The sequence below is a fragment of the Dyella psychrodurans genome (genome assembly GCF_003363265.1).
In the GTDB taxonomy this organism is placed as follows: domain Bacteria; phylum Pseudomonadota; class Gammaproteobacteria; order Xanthomonadales; family Rhodanobacteraceae; genus Dyella_B; species Dyella_B psychrodurans.
Genome location: NZ_QRBF01000006.1, coordinates 15315 through 30816 on the forward strand (window position 1 = coordinate 15315; position 15502 = coordinate 30816).

15 protein-coding genes are annotated in these 15502 nt (G+C 57.0%); 1 reads left to right on the plus strand and 14 read right to left on the minus strand.

Going from position 1 to position 15502, the window contains the following annotated elements; all coding sequences use genetic code 11:
- The first annotated feature begins 34 nt into the window (after positions 1-34).
- Entirely contained in the window at positions 35-1111 is a 1077-nt protein-coding gene (locus DWU99_RS15205; protein ID WP_115478930.1) for an MBL fold metallo-hydrolase, read from the plus strand.
- A gap of 62 nt (positions 1112-1173) precedes the next feature.
- On the opposite strand, the gene DWU99_RS15210 is transcribed toward DWU99_RS15205, so the two are convergent.
- The 14 genes from DWU99_RS15210 to DWU99_RS15280 form a co-directional block, all read right to left on the minus strand.
- Positions 1174-1443 (minus strand): XAC0095 family protein, encoded by a 270-nt coding sequence (locus DWU99_RS15210; RefSeq protein ID WP_115478931.1) that lies wholly within the window; start codon positions 1441-1443, stop codon positions 1174-1176.
- 471 nt (positions 1444-1914) lie between these two features.
- A complete protein-coding gene (locus tag DWU99_RS15215; RefSeq protein ID WP_233511162.1) occupies positions 1915-2412 on the minus strand; it encodes a DUF4019 domain-containing protein in 498 nt (165 codons plus the stop codon).
- Positions 2413-3073: 661 nt separating this feature from the next.
- Positions 3074-3577 (minus strand): hypothetical protein, encoded by a 504-nt coding sequence (locus tag DWU99_RS20820; protein ID WP_147292938.1) that lies wholly within the window; start codon positions 3575-3577, stop codon positions 3074-3076.
- A gap of 306 nt (positions 3578-3883) precedes the next feature.
- Entirely contained in the window at positions 3884-4468 is a 585-nt protein-coding gene (locus tag DWU99_RS15225) for a hypothetical protein (RefSeq protein WP_115478934.1), read from the minus strand.
- A gap of 397 nt (positions 4469-4865) precedes the next feature.
- Positions 4866-5126: a hypothetical protein gene (locus DWU99_RS15235; RefSeq protein ID WP_115478936.1), complete on the minus strand. Its 261-nt coding sequence runs from the start codon at positions 5124-5126 to the stop codon at positions 4866-4868.
- Between the two features lie 147 nt (positions 5127-5273).
- Entirely contained in the window at positions 5274-5753 is a 480-nt protein-coding gene (locus DWU99_RS20825; RefSeq protein ID WP_147292939.1) for a hypothetical protein, read from the minus strand.
- Positions 5754-5876: 123 nt separating this feature from the next.
- Positions 5877-6446, minus strand: a complete 570-nt coding sequence (locus DWU99_RS15245; protein ID WP_158543302.1) for a tetratricopeptide repeat protein — start codon at positions 6444-6446, stop codon at positions 5877-5879.
- A gap of 376 nt (positions 6447-6822) precedes the next feature.
- Positions 6823-8406 (minus strand): tetratricopeptide repeat protein, encoded by a 1584-nt coding sequence (locus DWU99_RS15250; protein WP_158543304.1) that lies wholly within the window; start codon positions 8404-8406, stop codon positions 6823-6825.
- A 545-nt stretch (positions 8407-8951) separates the two neighbouring features.
- Entirely contained in the window at positions 8952-10181 is a 1230-nt protein-coding gene (locus tag DWU99_RS15255; protein ID WP_115478940.1) for an ABC transporter permease, read from the minus strand.
- A 10-nt stretch (positions 10182-10191) separates the two neighbouring features.
- Complete coding sequence (locus DWU99_RS15260; RefSeq protein WP_115479187.1) at positions 10192-11505, minus strand: ABC transporter permease; 1314 nt, start codon at positions 11503-11505, stop codon at positions 10192-10194.
- A gap of 133 nt (positions 11506-11638) precedes the next feature.
- On the minus strand, positions 11639-12040 hold the full coding sequence (locus DWU99_RS15265) for a hypothetical protein (RefSeq protein ID WP_115478941.1): 402 nt from the start codon (positions 12038-12040) through the stop codon (positions 11639-11641).
- Positions 12041-12142: 102 nt separating this feature from the next.
- Positions 12143-12586 carry a hypothetical protein gene (locus DWU99_RS15270; protein ID WP_115478942.1) on the minus strand — a complete coding sequence of 148 codons (444 nt, stop codon included), beginning with the start codon at positions 12584-12586 and terminating at the stop codon, positions 12143-12145.
- Positions 12587-12710: 124 nt separating this feature from the next.
- The gene (locus tag DWU99_RS15275; RefSeq protein WP_147292940.1) at positions 12711-13172 is read right to left on the minus strand and encodes a hypothetical protein; all 462 of its coding nucleotides are present in this window, start codon (positions 13170-13172) and stop codon (positions 12711-12713) included.
- A gap of 106 nt (positions 13173-13278) precedes the next feature.
- On the minus strand, positions 13279-15219 hold the full coding sequence (locus DWU99_RS15280) for an alpha/beta hydrolase family protein (protein WP_233511163.1): 1941 nt from the start codon (positions 15217-15219) through the stop codon (positions 13279-13281).
- Between the last annotated feature and the right edge of the window lie 283 nt (positions 15220-15502).

The window sequence follows — 15502 nt, forward strand, 5'->3', positions numbered from 1 at the left end:
TCTGGCGCATCCCGACCTGACCCAGGAATTCACCATGTTTTTGCGCACTGCCGAACCGTCTCGCCGCAAGACCGACAAATACGAGGCCTCGCCTCAGCGTCGCGGCCATCGTTTCCACAACCCGGCGCCGCGTCCGCAAGAAGGTGTCGGGAAAATGTTGCGCATCATTTGGAACGCGCTTTTCAACAAGCCTTCCGGTACGCAACCGAACAGTCCGATACCGGTTCAGACGCTCACGCGCGCGCAGCTCGACGCGGCGCCCGATCGCAGCCTTTACCGGCTCGGCCACTCCACCATGCTGATCAAATTGCGTGGCGCCTATTGGCTCACCGATCCGGTCTTTGCCGAGCGCGCTTCGCCGTTCCAATGGATGGGACCCAAGCGCTTTCATCAGCCTCCGATAGCCCTGCGCGACCTGCCGCCGCTCCGCGGCGTGATCCTGTCGCACGATCACTACGATCATCTCGACCGCTGGAGCATCGAGCAGTTGGCCGCCACCACCGACGTCTTCCTCACTCCGCTCGGCGTCGGCGACCGACTGATCGAATGGGGCGTCGATGCATCCAAAGTGCACCAGCTCGACTGGTGGGAGAACGTCGAGATCGACGGCCTGCGCATGACCGCCGCGCCGGCGCAGCATTTCTCCGGCCGCACTCCGTTCGACGGCAACACCACGCTGTGGGCGTCGTGGGCGATCTTCGACGACGAATTGCGCGTGTTCTTCAGCGGAGACACCGGCTACTTCGACGGCTTCAAAACCATCGGCGAACGCCTTGGGCCCTTCGACATCACGCTCATGGAAACCGGCGCCTACGACGCGCAATGGCCTTACGTGCACATGCAGCCGGAACAGACGATGCAGGCGCATCTCGATCTGCGCGGCCGCTGGCTGATGCCGGTGCACAACGGCACCTTCGATCTGGCCATGCATCGTTGGCAGGAACCGTTCGAACGCATCGTTTCTTTGGCTGTTGAACGCGATATTCCTCTCGCCACGCCGCGTATGGGCGAGCGATTGAATCTGGCGTCGCCGCATAAGGGCGAGCGTTGGTGGCGTAAAGTCGAAGCCGCATCGGATGCACGCTGGGAAAGTGCCTTGTCGCTGAAGTGAATGCACCGGCGCGGGCAAAGTATTTGTCGAAAATACTTTGCCCTGACTCGAAGCTCATCCGATCAATGTGCATGCCCCGGATCCACACGGGTCGTGGTGTGCTTGACAGTGTCCAGCACATCACCCATCTGAAAGCTCAGATCGGCGAAGAGCTGTCCGATCAAGCTGCGGCGGATGAAAAGAATGGTGTCGTGATCGCCGTTCGTGGTGGCAGTGCCGGCAAGCTGTGCCATCAGAAGCAGCTTGTCGCGGATCGCGCACAGATCGTCATAGTGATCTTGAGACAGCACGTAGTTTCCAGCGTTGAGCAGGTTGTGGGTGGGGTTGTTCATAGGCCTAGTCCATTACCGTAGGTCGCGCCACGTATTGCGCGTGGCGCGAAGGGCTACAGGAAAAATCCTGCACGTAGTGTTGGAACTTTCCGGTACCGTTTTCTACGTGTGCCCATTGTGGCCCGACGCCGTCCAGTATGAGCGGCGGTGAAGTAGTACAAAAAGCGGCTTGGCGGGGTCACGCGTAAGCGTGCGTGCCGTATGATCGAACATAACCATGATCAACTCTCTATTCAGTTGGTTGTGGCCAGCGGGTCGTTTGGGCTGCAATCCCAGGCGATCCGCGCTACTTCACTCATGTCGGGCGTGCCGTAATCATCGAATCGGGATGGGCACGCCCGACGACAGCACCATCGCATACCTGCGGCGCGGTTTCTGTCAGTGCACGCGGATTTGATATTGGCGATAAAGCCGATTTTTGACCGCAGTAAGAATGTCTGCTGCGGGTCGAAAGCGGACCTTCCGACGATTTCAAAGCTGCGCCTTGAATTGCTTGGATATGAAGTAGCCGACCACCTTCCACTGGCCCTGATCTTTCTGAAACACAACCTTCTCTTCAACCGTCGCGTTCACGAACGTGGTTTCGAAGCCAATGGCCGCATACTCACCGGGCGGCGCGTTCGCAAGGTGATCCGTAAAACCGAATCCCTTGATTTTTCGATCCTTGGCCTCGCCTAACGCGCTTCGAGTTACATGGAGGATGGCTGTCCACGCTTCGGCATTGCTTGTCGCTTTCAAGGCCGGGCCTGCATTGGCCCATGTTTCTTCAAAGCGCCCTGCATCGATTTCACTTAAAAAAACTTTGGCAGCGGCGTAGGCCACACGCTCCTGATCTTCCGTTCCCGCGCTCGTATTACCTTGCGCGCTTGCAGACTGATCATTGGATGGAGGTGACGAGCAGGCCAGCATGCAAGCTTGGATCATGACGAAGAGTGCAAGCCTAACGGCGTGGGAAACTGGGCGGCCCATCATGTCGTCCTGTGTTAATGAAGTGACGAAAGCGTTTTGGAGAGGTTGCCGCCGCTAACGGCACCCATGGGCCGAAAGCAGACCTTAACGGTCCAGCTAGCCAGTCATACCGGCTTCACGAGGCCCAAACAACAAGCACACGTATACCAATCGCTAATGGACAAAGAACTAGCAAGATAAGACATGTGCGGCGATGACGATGCCTAATACAAAACGCGAAGTAGGTGATTGCAGAGATGATCGCAACTGGGACCAACGCGACCAGGAATAAGTTTGCGTCAGAAATGGGGCCACATGTACGACCGAGCTGGCGAACACCGTCACAATGCACACCGACTGCGTAGGGGAGCATGACGTAAACGAAACATGCCGCAGCGAGAGCCAGCGCGACGTTGGCAACCGTTAGTAGTCGAAACAGCATTTGCCCCCCAAAAGCCTGAGTTAAGGCCCGCCACTATGTCTGGCACGGGTCGAAAGCGGACCTTAGCTCAGGGGCCCAACCGGCTCCATAGTCAACCAATAGCTAACACAACTCCGGCGCACAAAAGGTCATAGATGTTCGAAGAACGAGGCGCATCTAAGATCTCGTCCACGCGTAATGGCACGCATTGCCCCTCAGGAAACATCGGCACACCGATCGATTGAATTTGAGGAACGTCGCTTAAAACCCATCACTCTTCGTTGGCGTTTCCGATACGAAAGCAGTGCTTGATGCCGGCCTGGCCTTTACGAAGTACAACGCGCCGTACTTAAACCAGTTAATCGTGACCGGTACTTGCGCCGTACCAGTGGAGTCGGAGTTGCTGGCGCCCGGTGAAGGGAGCGGAGCGACGATCCTCTGGGAAGCGACGTATTCGGGGCTGACAACCACCACAAGATCAGCGCCGACCTTTTGACCCTGAGCCATCGCGCCGTTTTCACTTTGTTGCGTACTTGCCGTAAATGCGGAATAACCGATTAGAGCGTAGCCATGGGCTTCATATTCGGAAACAATCTGCGGGGAATACGCAGCAACATGATCCATGAGTGGTACACCCGGACTTGGGCTAACTCGCGTCGCTGAGACATTCACGGGCTCGCGTCCCGGAATCGGGTGGTAGAACTGTTGATACCCACTGGCGCATCCGCTGAGCACTAAAACTGCAAACAAAGTTGCACGCTTCATAAGTACATTTCCTTTGCGTTTGGGTGAAGGATTACATTCCAATAGGAAGCCGCGTTGGTCCCGATTCTACGGCAAACCGCAGACCGCATCTTCAGGCCAATCGAACGAGATTCCCCTTCGTTCGATGGCGAACGGTTAAAGCCTGACAAAGCTTTGTCACCACGGCAAGCTCCTCAGCATCCATGACTCAGCGGAAGCTCCGTCATTTTTTTGCTGGTGCGAAGAAATGGCTTGCTTGGGTCGAAAGCTGACATAGCAAAACGACGCTCTCTTTCAATGCAATCTTTGCGTTCCGCGCTTCGTGATTCATGATATCCAGCTGCTACAAGGCTGTTTGTCCTGCACCCATCCTTTGGACGTCATCTTGAACATTACGGCACCGCCGTGACCACAGAGGCCACCGCATACGAATGAGAACGTGAGCATTGCAGTGTCATGCGCCTCGTTGAAGCTGATCGCCGATAGCGTCATTAGGCCGTTGGCGATACCCGCGTTTACGGCGGCACCCACCGACCCGCCTTTCGCGATGAGGTCGCCCGGGTCCACCGGCTGCCAGCGCTTGAGGTCCACCAGCTTGACCCTCGTAAACGATGAAAGGGCGCTATTGAGATCCGAGTCTGAGGTGCCTGTGATCCAGTGGACGGCCCTTCCCGTCCCGCCGCTTGCGCATTCGTTGTACTGCCTGATGTCTTCCGGTGTGGGTCGAACCGCAGTATTGGCGACATTCATCGGCACATCGTCCTTTCCCATCCATTGAGCCAGGAAAGCGCTATAGATCTCCCTGGCATCGCTGGTGCGGTTGACCGTCGTTTCGTCTGCCAAGCATCTCGCCGCATGCACTCCCATCCATGCCACTGCGGCGATCGTCAAACACTTCACTGCTCGACTCATACCCCCTCCTGCTATCGACTGGTTCGATACGGCGTTGTTCGCAAAGTCCACATTGGGTCGGAAGTGGACATCGCAGTTCCAGCCTAAATGGGCTTCAAATCATCCGGAAACCGGGAAGCAAAGTCCCGGTCTCCCCTATCCAAAGCTCGCATGCTACGGCGCCACGCCCTGTTTAGATGCGCATATACGTGGCCAAGATCTATTCGTAGATTATTTTCGTCATAGGTCACATCTTCCTCGATTTCCTTAATGAGGTTGGCCAGGTGTTCCTTCGCGTCTTCAAGTTCACACATGAACTCGGACCACTGCACAGGCTGAAGATTTCGATCAATCATCTGTCGCCTTGATCGCTGAGGGCTTTGAATGAAAAGGTCTGCTCGGGGTCGAAAGCGGACGCCTACTCGATGCCTAAAACCTTCTCAAGTTTGGCCGCAAGATCGTTGAACTGGCCACCCCACCCACAGTCCATCGAGAGTTCCTGAAGATTAGCCGTTGGCAAGAGCAACTCTCTTATTTTATTGACCGAGAGATTGGCGAGGATCGCGTCTAAGTCACGAAGCGCCTCGGAACGGTCGCCATACGTGCCACCTTCGCCTCCTGCCTCTACTCTCACCCTTAGTTCCAAAAGGATGGCACGAGCCGTGGAATCGATGTCCATGAAAGCTAATCACCTAATGGGTGGTCACGCAATCCAAAGCAAACCAGACGTTCATTGCATACGTGAAGAGATCCGCTTTGGGTCGGAAGCAGACGTTGAGCTTGGGCATTCAATAACCGGATTCACACCCTCTATTTAAAACCCTGTCTATCGAGTGGACTTCCGCCCGTCAACTGTCGCAAGGGTGCTGATTGCCAAGACCACGAGGGCGGCAAGGGGAATTGCCTCTCCTGCGATCAAGCCCAATAGGATTAACAGAAATCGCCCTGGTTCCTCGCTAAATGTGGGCAGGTGATTAATACACAGAAACCAGATTTCCCGCCCCACCAAAATTGCGGGTATTCCACCGAATAACCACATAGCAAATACTCCGGGAAGTCCGGCACGGCCCGACACGAGTCCGTCAAACAAGGCAACGCGTGAGCGAACCATGTCTTCCGGCGCAAAACTGGATGGTCGAATGGGCGCTTGCGGCCTCGGCTCCGGTCGCAAAACGGAAACCAAGGTATCCGAGGAGGTGTGCTCCCGATGCTGTTCTCTGCACTCTTCGGGTGTTAGCCGTTCCAGATTGCCCTTCGGATCATCAACGACAAAAGATTTGCCGCCGATCTTCAGTTCGTTAGACATGAAGCCCCCTAGTCATCGGATTTCCTTGCAGCTGATTGTGTCCGCTTCGGGTCGAAAGCGGACTTCTGGCTTGCACGCGATCTATCGCCCCCGGCACCGCTTAGGACCAGCTTTGCATAGCAATCACTTCCCCGCCTTGGCCTGCAACTCCCTGACATAACCAAGCTCGTCGATCGACCTCTGATCTCCCGGACTGATGCTGAGGCAGGCGTTGTATTTCTGTGCCGCCTCGTCGAGCTTGTGAAGCTCGACCAGCACGTAGCCTTGGCCACGCAGGGCATGGCAGCGGAGCGTGATCTTTTGCTCGGGCGGCGCAAATTCGGCGGCGCCATCCGCACTCTGAAACGTATCCAGCGCGCTTGACCAGTTCTTTTCGTTTTCGTAGACATTCCCAAGCTCGGAGAGAAATTGGGAATTGAAAGGCGAGAGTGCCAGCGCTTGCTTAAGGCTTGCTTCGGCATGAACCAGGTCATCCATGGAGCCGTACGCGTAGCCACGAAGGTAATAAGCCATCGCCCAATTGGGCTTGCTCAACACCACCGAATTTTTATGGTTACTGGAAGCGATGCCCGAATAGAGGAACGCCTCCGTCAGGGTTTCGGCGCAATAGACTTGCTCTTTGCTATGGGCGTAGGCCGTTTCGTAGGCGTGGATGACTTGCGCAAGCGGGCCGTTGATGGCATCGGCATTCATGCCCGCCTTGATCTGGGCCTTGGCCTGCTGCAGGAGCTGCTCCTGGGCGGCATCGTCAACCGGCGAATTGGCCGATGTTCCAGGCGGTGGCGCAGCAGGCGCCGCCTGCGCACAACAAGCCGCGCCCCATCCCAACGCAAGCAAGACAAACCCCATCCGCAAGAACGCAGCCGCCATACTTCCCCCGGTTCCATGGCCTGATTTTCTCGAAAAAGCCTAGTCCGACTTCGGTTTGCGGCGCAAGTAACGCGATGTAAGGTTTGCCGACATCGGGCTTGGCATTAACTACCCTTGTTGATCCCTGAGGTCATCGCAAAAATCGGAGCGTCCGCTTCGGGTCGAAAGCCGACATTAGGTCTTGTTCCAACAAGTGAACCTAACCCCGGTTCTGTTCCGAGGGAGCCGCAACGCTAGTTGCATGTCGTTGCTGCTCAACTTGCAGTCCTTCACGCATCTCGTCCAATCGCTCCTTCCATTCGGGATCATTGCCGAAGCGCTTGTTGAACTCGTCGAAAGTATCTTTCAGCCCCGCGCGCGGCTGATCCATCTGAATGTTGCCGCGCAGGATCCATGCATCCGGGAGGTCGGGGAACTTGGCAATAGCCTCGTTGGATATGTCCCAGGCGTCGCTCCACTCGTGCTTCACGAAATGGATGTTGCCAAGCTCGATCAATTGCCACGACTCCTTGGGGTCGAGTTGGATGGCTTTCTTAAGGGCGATTTCAGCGCTCGGATAGTCGTGCATAGATTCGAGTGCAAAAGCTCGCGCTGAAAAGCCTGCGGATTCGGTTGGATCTTGCTTGATGACGATGTCTGCTTGCTGCACCGCCCACGCTGCGTCACCGAGACTTGTCAGACGCATCGAACGTTGCGACCGCGCGCGCGTTGCAGAAGGATTGAAACGAAGTGTTTCGGAAAGCAGGACCATGGCCAATGGGTCGGCCCCCGCGTCCGCAGCGGCGTCGCCGGCGTTCCACAAATTTCCGCTGGTAGTCACTTCGTCGAAGAGCTTCGAATAGCGAACAGTCTGTTGCTGAGCGCCGCAACCGCACTGATCGACCTCATAGAAAGCGGCATAGTTCTTGAGCACCGCAAGCATTGGATTCTTCTTTTCATTTGCGTGTGCGCGGTCTACGAGATCCTGCATCGCCTTGATCGATCCATGCCAGCGCGGCTGCAGAACTAGCGTAGCCGTGTTGTAAACGGTGAAATCGGCCGGCGATTGCGCCAGCGCATCGTCGATGAAATGGGTGGCGTACTCGGTGTTTTCAGAGATATTGGCACCATAGATCAAGGCGACGTATGCAGGCATGACGTTCGGGTCCAACGAGATGGATCGGTACGCGTCGGTTTCTACATAGGCCAGCAGATCCCTCATCTTGTCCAGGCTGGCCTGGGGAGTGTCGTTTTCGTATTTTTCTCCGCGCGCACGCCTGGCCATATCCATATAGAGCCAGGCGCTGGCTGCGTAGGCAAACGCACTCTGCGGATCGGCGCTTTTCCAATCATCCAAAAGAGGGCGAAGCTCCGTGGCATCGGCGGTAAAAGCATGGTCATAAATAAGGTTCAAACGGGACGGCGCAGAGGGATCGGTTTGCTGGGCCTTCAGGGCAGCTTTCATGCGCCCATCAAGTTTCGCGAATTGGCGAGAACGAATAAGCCCCTCAATCTCACTGACCGACATCAGCGGCTGAAAGCGATAGTGGCAATAGGCACGCACGGCAGCGGGCGTCCAGTGGCTTCCCGGTGGGTCCGGATAAGCGAGGCAGCGTTGCAACGGATCTTTGATCTGCTCGGCCGACTTGGCTTTGGCCATGAACTCGACGATGTCTTTGCGGGAGTAGCCAGGATTCTGGAGGGAGGCTCCGGAGGAATCCTGCGTTGCGGCCTGTGCGGCGATTGCAAAAACCGACATCCCAAACATGGCAGCACACGCAGCCCAGCGCCCGACACCTTGCATACCTGCCCCCTGTGGCGTTTTCGAGGATTTTCGCCGCCCCGACTCAATCCTTCGCGTAACGATCATAACCTTGATGTCACCCGGGCGCTTTCACCCTCTCATTCGCCGCTACTGGCAGCAACGAAATTTTTGATTTGACCCTATCCAGAGCCTGACGGTGAAGCAAGCCCATTCTCTGGTCCGTCACGTCCGCTTGCGAACAATTTTGCTCGCTAGCCAAAACTGTCCGCTTCGGGTTGCCGTTTCAATCGGCCAACGCAACACCTCAACGGTAGCGCATGTAAGTGCTTAGAAGTCCGACGTTTTCCCCGGCTTACCATGGAAGGATCGTCCCACCGTATCGCACCTTAAATTTAAGTGCTTCCAAGCATCTAGCTATCGTTTGATGAGCCCGGGTCATAGGCACCATCACAACACGCATCCGTTTCGTCAGTCTTCGGGTGTTGCATTGACCCGTTGAGCACGCAGTGGAAAGCGGACATTCTCGCGCTATGGCAAATAGTCCTTCGCGTGCACTTTTCTCACTCATGAGCACATCATCAGGCTCAAACCGATCGTGTCGCCACGACCGGCGGCACGTTGGAAGCACGGCGCGCCGGCACCAGTACTGCGACCTGACCGAGCACAAGCATGGCAAGTACGCCTATTGCCACGTAGAACAGCGGAAGATGCATCATCTCGTAATGCTTCATCAGCCATGCGTTGAGGCCAACGGCACACAGCGCGCCGATTACCGCGCCGCCTCCGGCGATCAGCAGGATCTCAATCTGAAAGTAACGCAGTATGTCGACCTTTCTCGCGCCAAGTGCTCGCCGCACCCCAATCTGCCGATGCCGCTGGCCAACCCAGAAACTGGTCAGTCCGACGACGCCTGCGGCGGTAACACTCAGCAGAATGACGCAAATCACGGCCATCAGCAGCGCGACACCGCGCTCCTCGTCATACATGCCGGCACGCTGTTCGGAGAAAGAATGGATACCGGCACCGGGGGGCATGTGACGCATGGGGTTCACCGCAAAAAGTGCCTTGCGTATGTCGCGTATCGCTTGATCCGTGCGGCCGCTACGCGCACGCACCACATAGCCTGTCCAGAAGACATCTTTTCGTAACGGCTCGATCACCGAGTTATCGGCCCAGTTGCTGTCGTCAAAGCTCGGCGTCTTCAGCCGCTCGACGATGCCGACAATCGTAGCGGGCTTGCCGTCCTGATAGACCGTCTGGCCGAGTGCGTTGCCGCCCGGACAGAGTTGGTCGGCCAGGGATTTGCTCACGATGATCACCGGCGAGCCCGGGAGTCCATGTCCGTGCCCGATCTCACTCGCGAAAAAGTCGCGGCCAGCGATCAGGCGGGCACCGAAGGTTTCCCGCAGGTGCTCGTCGCCGTAATAGTAAGCCGCATGCACGAATTTGCCTTTGCGATCCGCATCAAGGGAAATCTCGCCGTCTTCATCGCCCTGGAGCAACGGAAAGCCTGAGGTCGCAGCAGCGTCCTGCACATTCGACAGATTCCGTATTGCCTGGAGATCCGCGCGTTGCATGGCGTCGATCTTCTCGATCACGGTGGCATCATCGCCTGACACCAAAGGTAGTTTCTGAAAAATGAAGATCAGGCCATCTTCGTCCAGACCCGACGTGCGGCGCATTCGTTCGATGCTATGTCCGATAATGAATAAAGCATTGGCGACAATCGCCAGCGTCAGCGCGATTTGCAACACGATGAGCAGCACGGAGGCCTTGTGTCGCCGCAAGGCCACGAGGATGGGATAGACGTTCACGACGTGATCCTCATTGCGCCTTGAGCTGCAACGCGGGCGGCACACGCGCCGCCCGATATGTTGGGTAGACCGCTGCAAACAGGGTGGCTGCCACGGCAAGCAGCAGCGTGAGCAACAGCAACGCAGGGTCGATTCGCGCCAACGTGGCGAGCCGCGCCGGCATCACCATGCCGACACTCAGCACGCCGATGGCCGTGAACAGGAGCCCGAGAAGGCCGCCTGCCGCGCCGATCACCCCCGCCTCGGTGAGGAATTGGGCATAGATCGACGCCCGCGATGCGCCAAGTGCGCGCCGCACGGCGATCTCGCCGCTGCGCCGCAGGAACTTGGCCAGCAGCAATCCAACCGTGTTCAAGAGGCATACGACCAGCAAGCCTTGCGCCACTAACAGCGACACCTTCGTATTGCTGGGCACCACATGCTGGTAGTCGAGAAATGCCGGCACATCGCGCAGGCGATTGTTCGGCTTCCACTGGAAACGGCCCAACTGCTGCTGTTCACTCGCGTAAGCGTCGAGGTACTGCCGGTACGCCTGCACCGCCGCCGGATTATCTAGTTCAACCATGTAGGAGAGCCACGTACAGTCCGAGCGCAACAACGCCGCGAAGTCAGTGCGTAAAGAGCGTCCGTCCTTGCATTCAGAGTAGGTGTCGCTGACGACGTTATTGGCAACGGCGAATTGAACCGGCAGAAAGAAATCCAGCTCGGTGGCTTCGAACCTGAAGAGCGCGAAGAACTCCGGCTGCGGGTTCCAGTACTTGATAATGCCCACGATACGATAATCGTGGCTGGCGATGGTGATGATCTTGCCGACGTTATTGCCGCCGCCGAGCATCTCCTGGTTGAAGTGATCGCTGATCACCACCACCGCGGCTCGGTGCGCGTCATCGTCCGCACTCCAGCCACCACCGTAGTGGAACGGCACATCCAGCATAGGGAAGAATTCGCTATCGACCGCATAGCCTCGAGCTTCAATCAAGGTACCGTCCTGGCTGGCATGCGGCGGCGCGATCGAGCGCCACATCGCAATGATCGACGATTGCCGAAAAGCACGATGCTGGCGCGTCAGCGCCATGGCATCGATATAGGTCAAGGCAGTGGGCGGCTCGCCATTCTCGCCGTGACCCGGCCCCCAGGCATCGATCTGCGGCACGAACAGCTGCGATGACTTCCACGGAATCGGATCCGCAGACACTCCGCGAAATACCGAATACATCGTCATCGACGCTGCCACACCGAAGCCGATGGCCAGAATCATCAGCGCGGTGAGTCCAGGGCTCCGCCGCAAGCTGCGCACAGCCAGTTCGAGATAGTAGGCAAACACACCGTTTTCCCCTTGTGTCAGCGACGCCTGCTGATTGAGACCGACCACTTTCTCTAAGCACCTGATCTCCCGCCTCCGCATTCGATCCAGCCTGTCGGAGAGCTGGAGCGTTAGCCCCAGGCGTGAGACGCGTTTACTTCAACGTATAGCCCAATAAGCTTAGGTAGTGCAGATAGGCATACGTGCTAATCGGGCCTGTAATCAGGCATGCGATGTAGTAGATCTTTGCACCGCGCGTCGGTGAGTAGGGCCGCCCGAATGCCTCTGGCGCCTTTCTCCCAAAAATCACCCAGCGCAGACCAATAAGAAACGCTGGGACGGAGACAAGGAGACTTTTCCAGGAGAACATGATTTCGGGTGCATGATTTAGCGCGTCAACGATGGTTAGGCTGCTGTACCCGATGCCCATGAGGCCGACGGCAGACACGATCAGACCTAGAGGCCTGCTGTCCGGGGGTTGGATGCGAGGTTTGGGCCTGTTGGCCGGATCTCCATTTCTTTCGTTCATCGCCTTTACAAAGTCGTCGGGCGTCATTACTTCAACTTCCTTGATTGAGGTTTAAGACTGACAAATTTCCTAGCGTGAACATTTGTCGATCCGTTTGATTGCGATGTCCGCTTCGGGCCGAAAGCGGACTTATTGAGCATCAACGTCACGAGCTTCGCCTCGGTCGAAAGCGGATACTTGGTTTCTGTACCGAATCGACTTCGCGTTTCTGAGAAAGTAAACACCAAGTATCAAAGTGATATTACTTATGAGAATTCGATCAACTGGCTGAACGATTTCTCCTCCTCTTAGGAGAACAGCCAGCCAAAACGTCACGCCGGAGATGACGCCAACAACCGCCCAAGTTCCTACAACGATATATGCCCAGGTTTTTCGGAAGTAAACCGAGATCAACACCAGTGCTTGTACGGCGATTGATAACAAGGCTATCCAACGACCACTCAACAGCGAGATCACATTTAAGTAGAGAAAGGCGCCCATCGAGTAGTACAGCACCTTTACGACGTATGTATCCGCTTTGGCAAGGACTCGCTTCAACCTCGCGCCCACGGAAGAGTGGTCAATGTCAGGCATGGTTTCCCCAGCGCCTCAAAGAAGTTTTGAATATGCGGCCTGACAACCCTTTGATAACTTAATAGACGGACAGCACATAGAGCGAAAAGGATCTCCGTTTCCATCGCCTGGAAGCAATACGCCACTACAGCTTCGCATCCAATGTTGGGCTCTTTAACCAGTCAGCAATATCTTCGCCAAGTTCCTTTCCGAGGCGATTAAGAGCGCCGCATGCAGTCATGCCAACCGTAGTGTGCTGATGTGCCTCGAAGGAACCCACCAGCTTGCCGCCATCATGAAGCTCACCGTGAACTGCTGCCCACTTGGGACCAGTCCAGCCGCCACCGCCAATCGCATGCACGCTGGTAATTCTCATGGTGAGAACCTTTCCGCTTATCTGCGATACGTCCTTGTCCGTTACGGACACGCCCATTTCTGCGGAGTGAGCAATGTTTTCACTTAATTTTGAATTCCAATCGCATTTTTGCCTCACGTCATCCGTTCCGACGCCATCCGCATAAGGCGTGACTCGAGGGATTGAAACCGCGTCGGTGGCGGACGCAATCGAAGATATTCCGATCAATGCAAATGCCAACATTTTTATCACTGACATTTCCCCTTATTGGCCCGTAGACGAACTTGTAGATCCCGCTGCAAGTCCAAAACGGCAAAGCAGGGTCAGGCTGGATCACTCCAACCCGACCTCCGTTCTGTTAGTTCGCTTGAACGCCAGGCCCGATATTCTTTTCGAGAAATGCCTGCACGTGGTTGTACATGTCCACGAGATTCTCTTCCTTGTAGAAGCCGTGTCCTTCCTTCGGTTTGGTCAGCCATTCGTACGGCTTGTGCGCGGTCTCCAGGGCGGCGCGCATGGCCTTGGCCTGCGCAAAGGGGGCGCGCTCATCCGCCTCGCCGTGAATCAGCAGCACGGGCACGTCGATCTTGTCGGCAAGCTTGTCGGGTGAGTTGGCGGCCAAGTCGGACGGGTCGTTGCCAATGGCCTGCTTGAGGTAGTTTTTGCCGTACTTGGTGTCCTTGATGTCGCCCTTGTCGTACATCATGGCCAGATCGTAGATGCCGGCCTCGCCGATCGCGCACTTGAACATGCCGGGCGCACGGACCACCGTCATCATCGCCGAATAGCCGCCAAAACTGGCGCCAAAGACGCAGACGCGCTTGGGGTCGGCGAAGTGTTGCGCTTCGGCCCATTTCACGCCGTCGATCAGGTCCTGCTGGATGCGCGTCCCCCATTGGCCGTAACCGGCGTCACTGAACCCGGGACCGCGACTGCCCGATCCGCGATAGTTGACCTGCAGCACCAGATAGCCGCGGCTGGCAAGGAACTGCGCATCGGTGTCGAAAAACCAGTCGTCCTGAACGCCGATCGGCCCCCCGTGCGGCAACAGCACCATGGGCAGGTTATTCATGTCGGCGCCTTTGGGCACCGTAAGAATGGCTTCCAATGACATGCCGTCGCTGGCAGTGAAATGCATGGGCACGCGCTTGCCCATTTTTTCCGGATCGATGCTTGTGCTCGCCGAGAACAGGCTCACTATCTTCTTTGCCCTCATGTCGTACAGGTAGTACGTACCAGGGTCGCGATCGCTGCCGACCTCGAAAATCAGTACGGTTCCGTCTTCGCTGAAGCTGGAGAAACGGACGAACTGGTTCGGGAATTTGGCGTACAACGCCTGGTAAACCTGGGCCAGCGGCTGGGTGCCGTTGATGACGATCGGGGTCGGAACGCCGGTAGCGGGCGCCGCGGAGATGGGCTCGTTTTGAGGCGTCCATTGCACCTCGCCGATGCTGCCGAAGTCGTCCTTGGCCAGCAGTTGCGGCTGGGTGCCGTCCGCATTCGTTTGCACCAGCGAGTACGGGCCGGCTTTGACGCTGGTCAGTGCGTACAGATGCTGCTTGTCTTGCGAAAACGCAACGGGGTTGAAGCGGTTGTCGCCATCTTCGTCGGCAAGCTGCACCCACCGGCCACCCTGCATGCGATAGACGACGTGCTTATTGGATATATCCACGCCCTCCGCGTAGCGCACGTTGCCGTCCGCATCCATGAGGAAGTCCATGTTGCTCAGATTGATCTGGCCGATCAGGTGACGGACGCCGGTGCTGGCGTCGACGTCGTACAGCCAGGTGTCTTTTTCGTCATCCCACATGTACGTCTGCATGTAGAAGTGACCATTGGTCTTCGGCGGTACGCTGGCGATGGTGGCATAGCCGTCGTCGGCGGTGCGCTGCGTGCCGCCGCGTCCGTCGACCCAGTCGCGATTGAATATGGGCAGGATACGCTTGCCGTCCGCGTCGCTGGCGATGATTTCGCCCAGTGCCACCGGGCGATCGAGCGACCCGAACGATTTGGCCAGTTCCACCACCAGGCGCTCAGGTCCCACCCACCGGATGTCGTTCGCAAGCTGGGAAGCGGGCAGTCTTAGCAGGCTTTTCGGATGGGTCATATCGCTGACCAGGAAGACCACCACGGCGTGGTCTTCGCCCTGCTCGACCGCCACGGCCAGATATTTCCCGTCGGGCGAAAGTGTGGGCAACGAATAGCCGCCTCGTTGCGCGAAAGCTTCCACCGGCACTCGGTCGCCGGCGGCGGCGACGACAGGCATCAATAAACACAGCGCGGCCGCGAAGGCGCGCACACATCCATTCCTCATGTTTTATCCCTTGTTTGCACACGATGCGTGATGCGGTTCGGCCAACCTGCTCCCCAGGGCCGCCCGCGTGAGGCGAGTGTAGCCAAACAGTCGAAGGCTGACAGCGTCCTGATGTGGCGACGCGCAGCCGGTTACACGGCTGCCTTTGATCCTGGCCGGTCAGCCATACTGCGGCCCTTTGTCGCGCACTTCCAACCAAAACAGGGTCAGGTTGGCTTTTGAGGACCTGAGAAGTGAGCCTGCCCCCGTTCTGTGTACTTCAGCATTG

Coding starts and splice junctions, on each gene's coding strand:
- DWU99_RS20820 (WP_147292938.1), bottom strand. CDS start 3,577: ATGAAGCGTGCAACTTTGTTTGCAGTTTTAGTGCTCAGCGGATGCGCC.
- DWU99_RS15215 (WP_233511162.1), bottom strand. CDS start 2,412: ATGGGCCGCCCAGTTTCCCACGCCGTTAGGCTTGCACTCTTCGTCATG.
- DWU99_RS15210 (WP_115478931.1), bottom strand. CDS start 1,443: ATGAACAACCCCACCCACAACCTGCTCAACGCTGGAAACTACGTGCTG.
- DWU99_RS15225 (WP_115478934.1), bottom strand. CDS start 4,468: ATGAGTCGAGCAGTGAAGTGTTTGACGATCGCCGCAGTGGCATGGATG.
- DWU99_RS15265 (WP_115478941.1), bottom strand. CDS start 12,040: ATGACGCCCGACGACTTTGTAAAGGCGATGAACGAAAGAAATGGAGAT.
- DWU99_RS15205 (WP_115478930.1), top strand. CDS start 35: ATGTTTTTGCGCACTGCCGAACCGTCTCGCCGCAAGACCGACAAATAC.
- DWU99_RS15270 (WP_115478942.1), bottom strand. CDS start 12,586: ATGCCTGACATTGACCACTCTTCCGTGGGCGCGAGGTTGAAGCGAGTC.
- DWU99_RS15250 (WP_158543304.1), bottom strand. CDS start 8,406: ATGCAAGGTGTCGGGCGCTGGGCTGCGTGTGCTGCCATGTTTGGGATG.
- DWU99_RS20825 (WP_147292939.1), bottom strand. CDS start 5,753: ATGTCTAACGAACTGAAGATCGGCGGCAAATCTTTTGTCGTTGATGAT.
- DWU99_RS15235 (WP_115478936.1), bottom strand. CDS start 5,126: ATGGACATCGATTCCACGGCTCGTGCCATCCTTTTGGAACTAAGGGTG.
- DWU99_RS15245 (WP_158543302.1), bottom strand. CDS start 6,446: ATGAATGCCGATGCCATCAACGGCCCGCTTGCGCAAGTCATCCACGCC.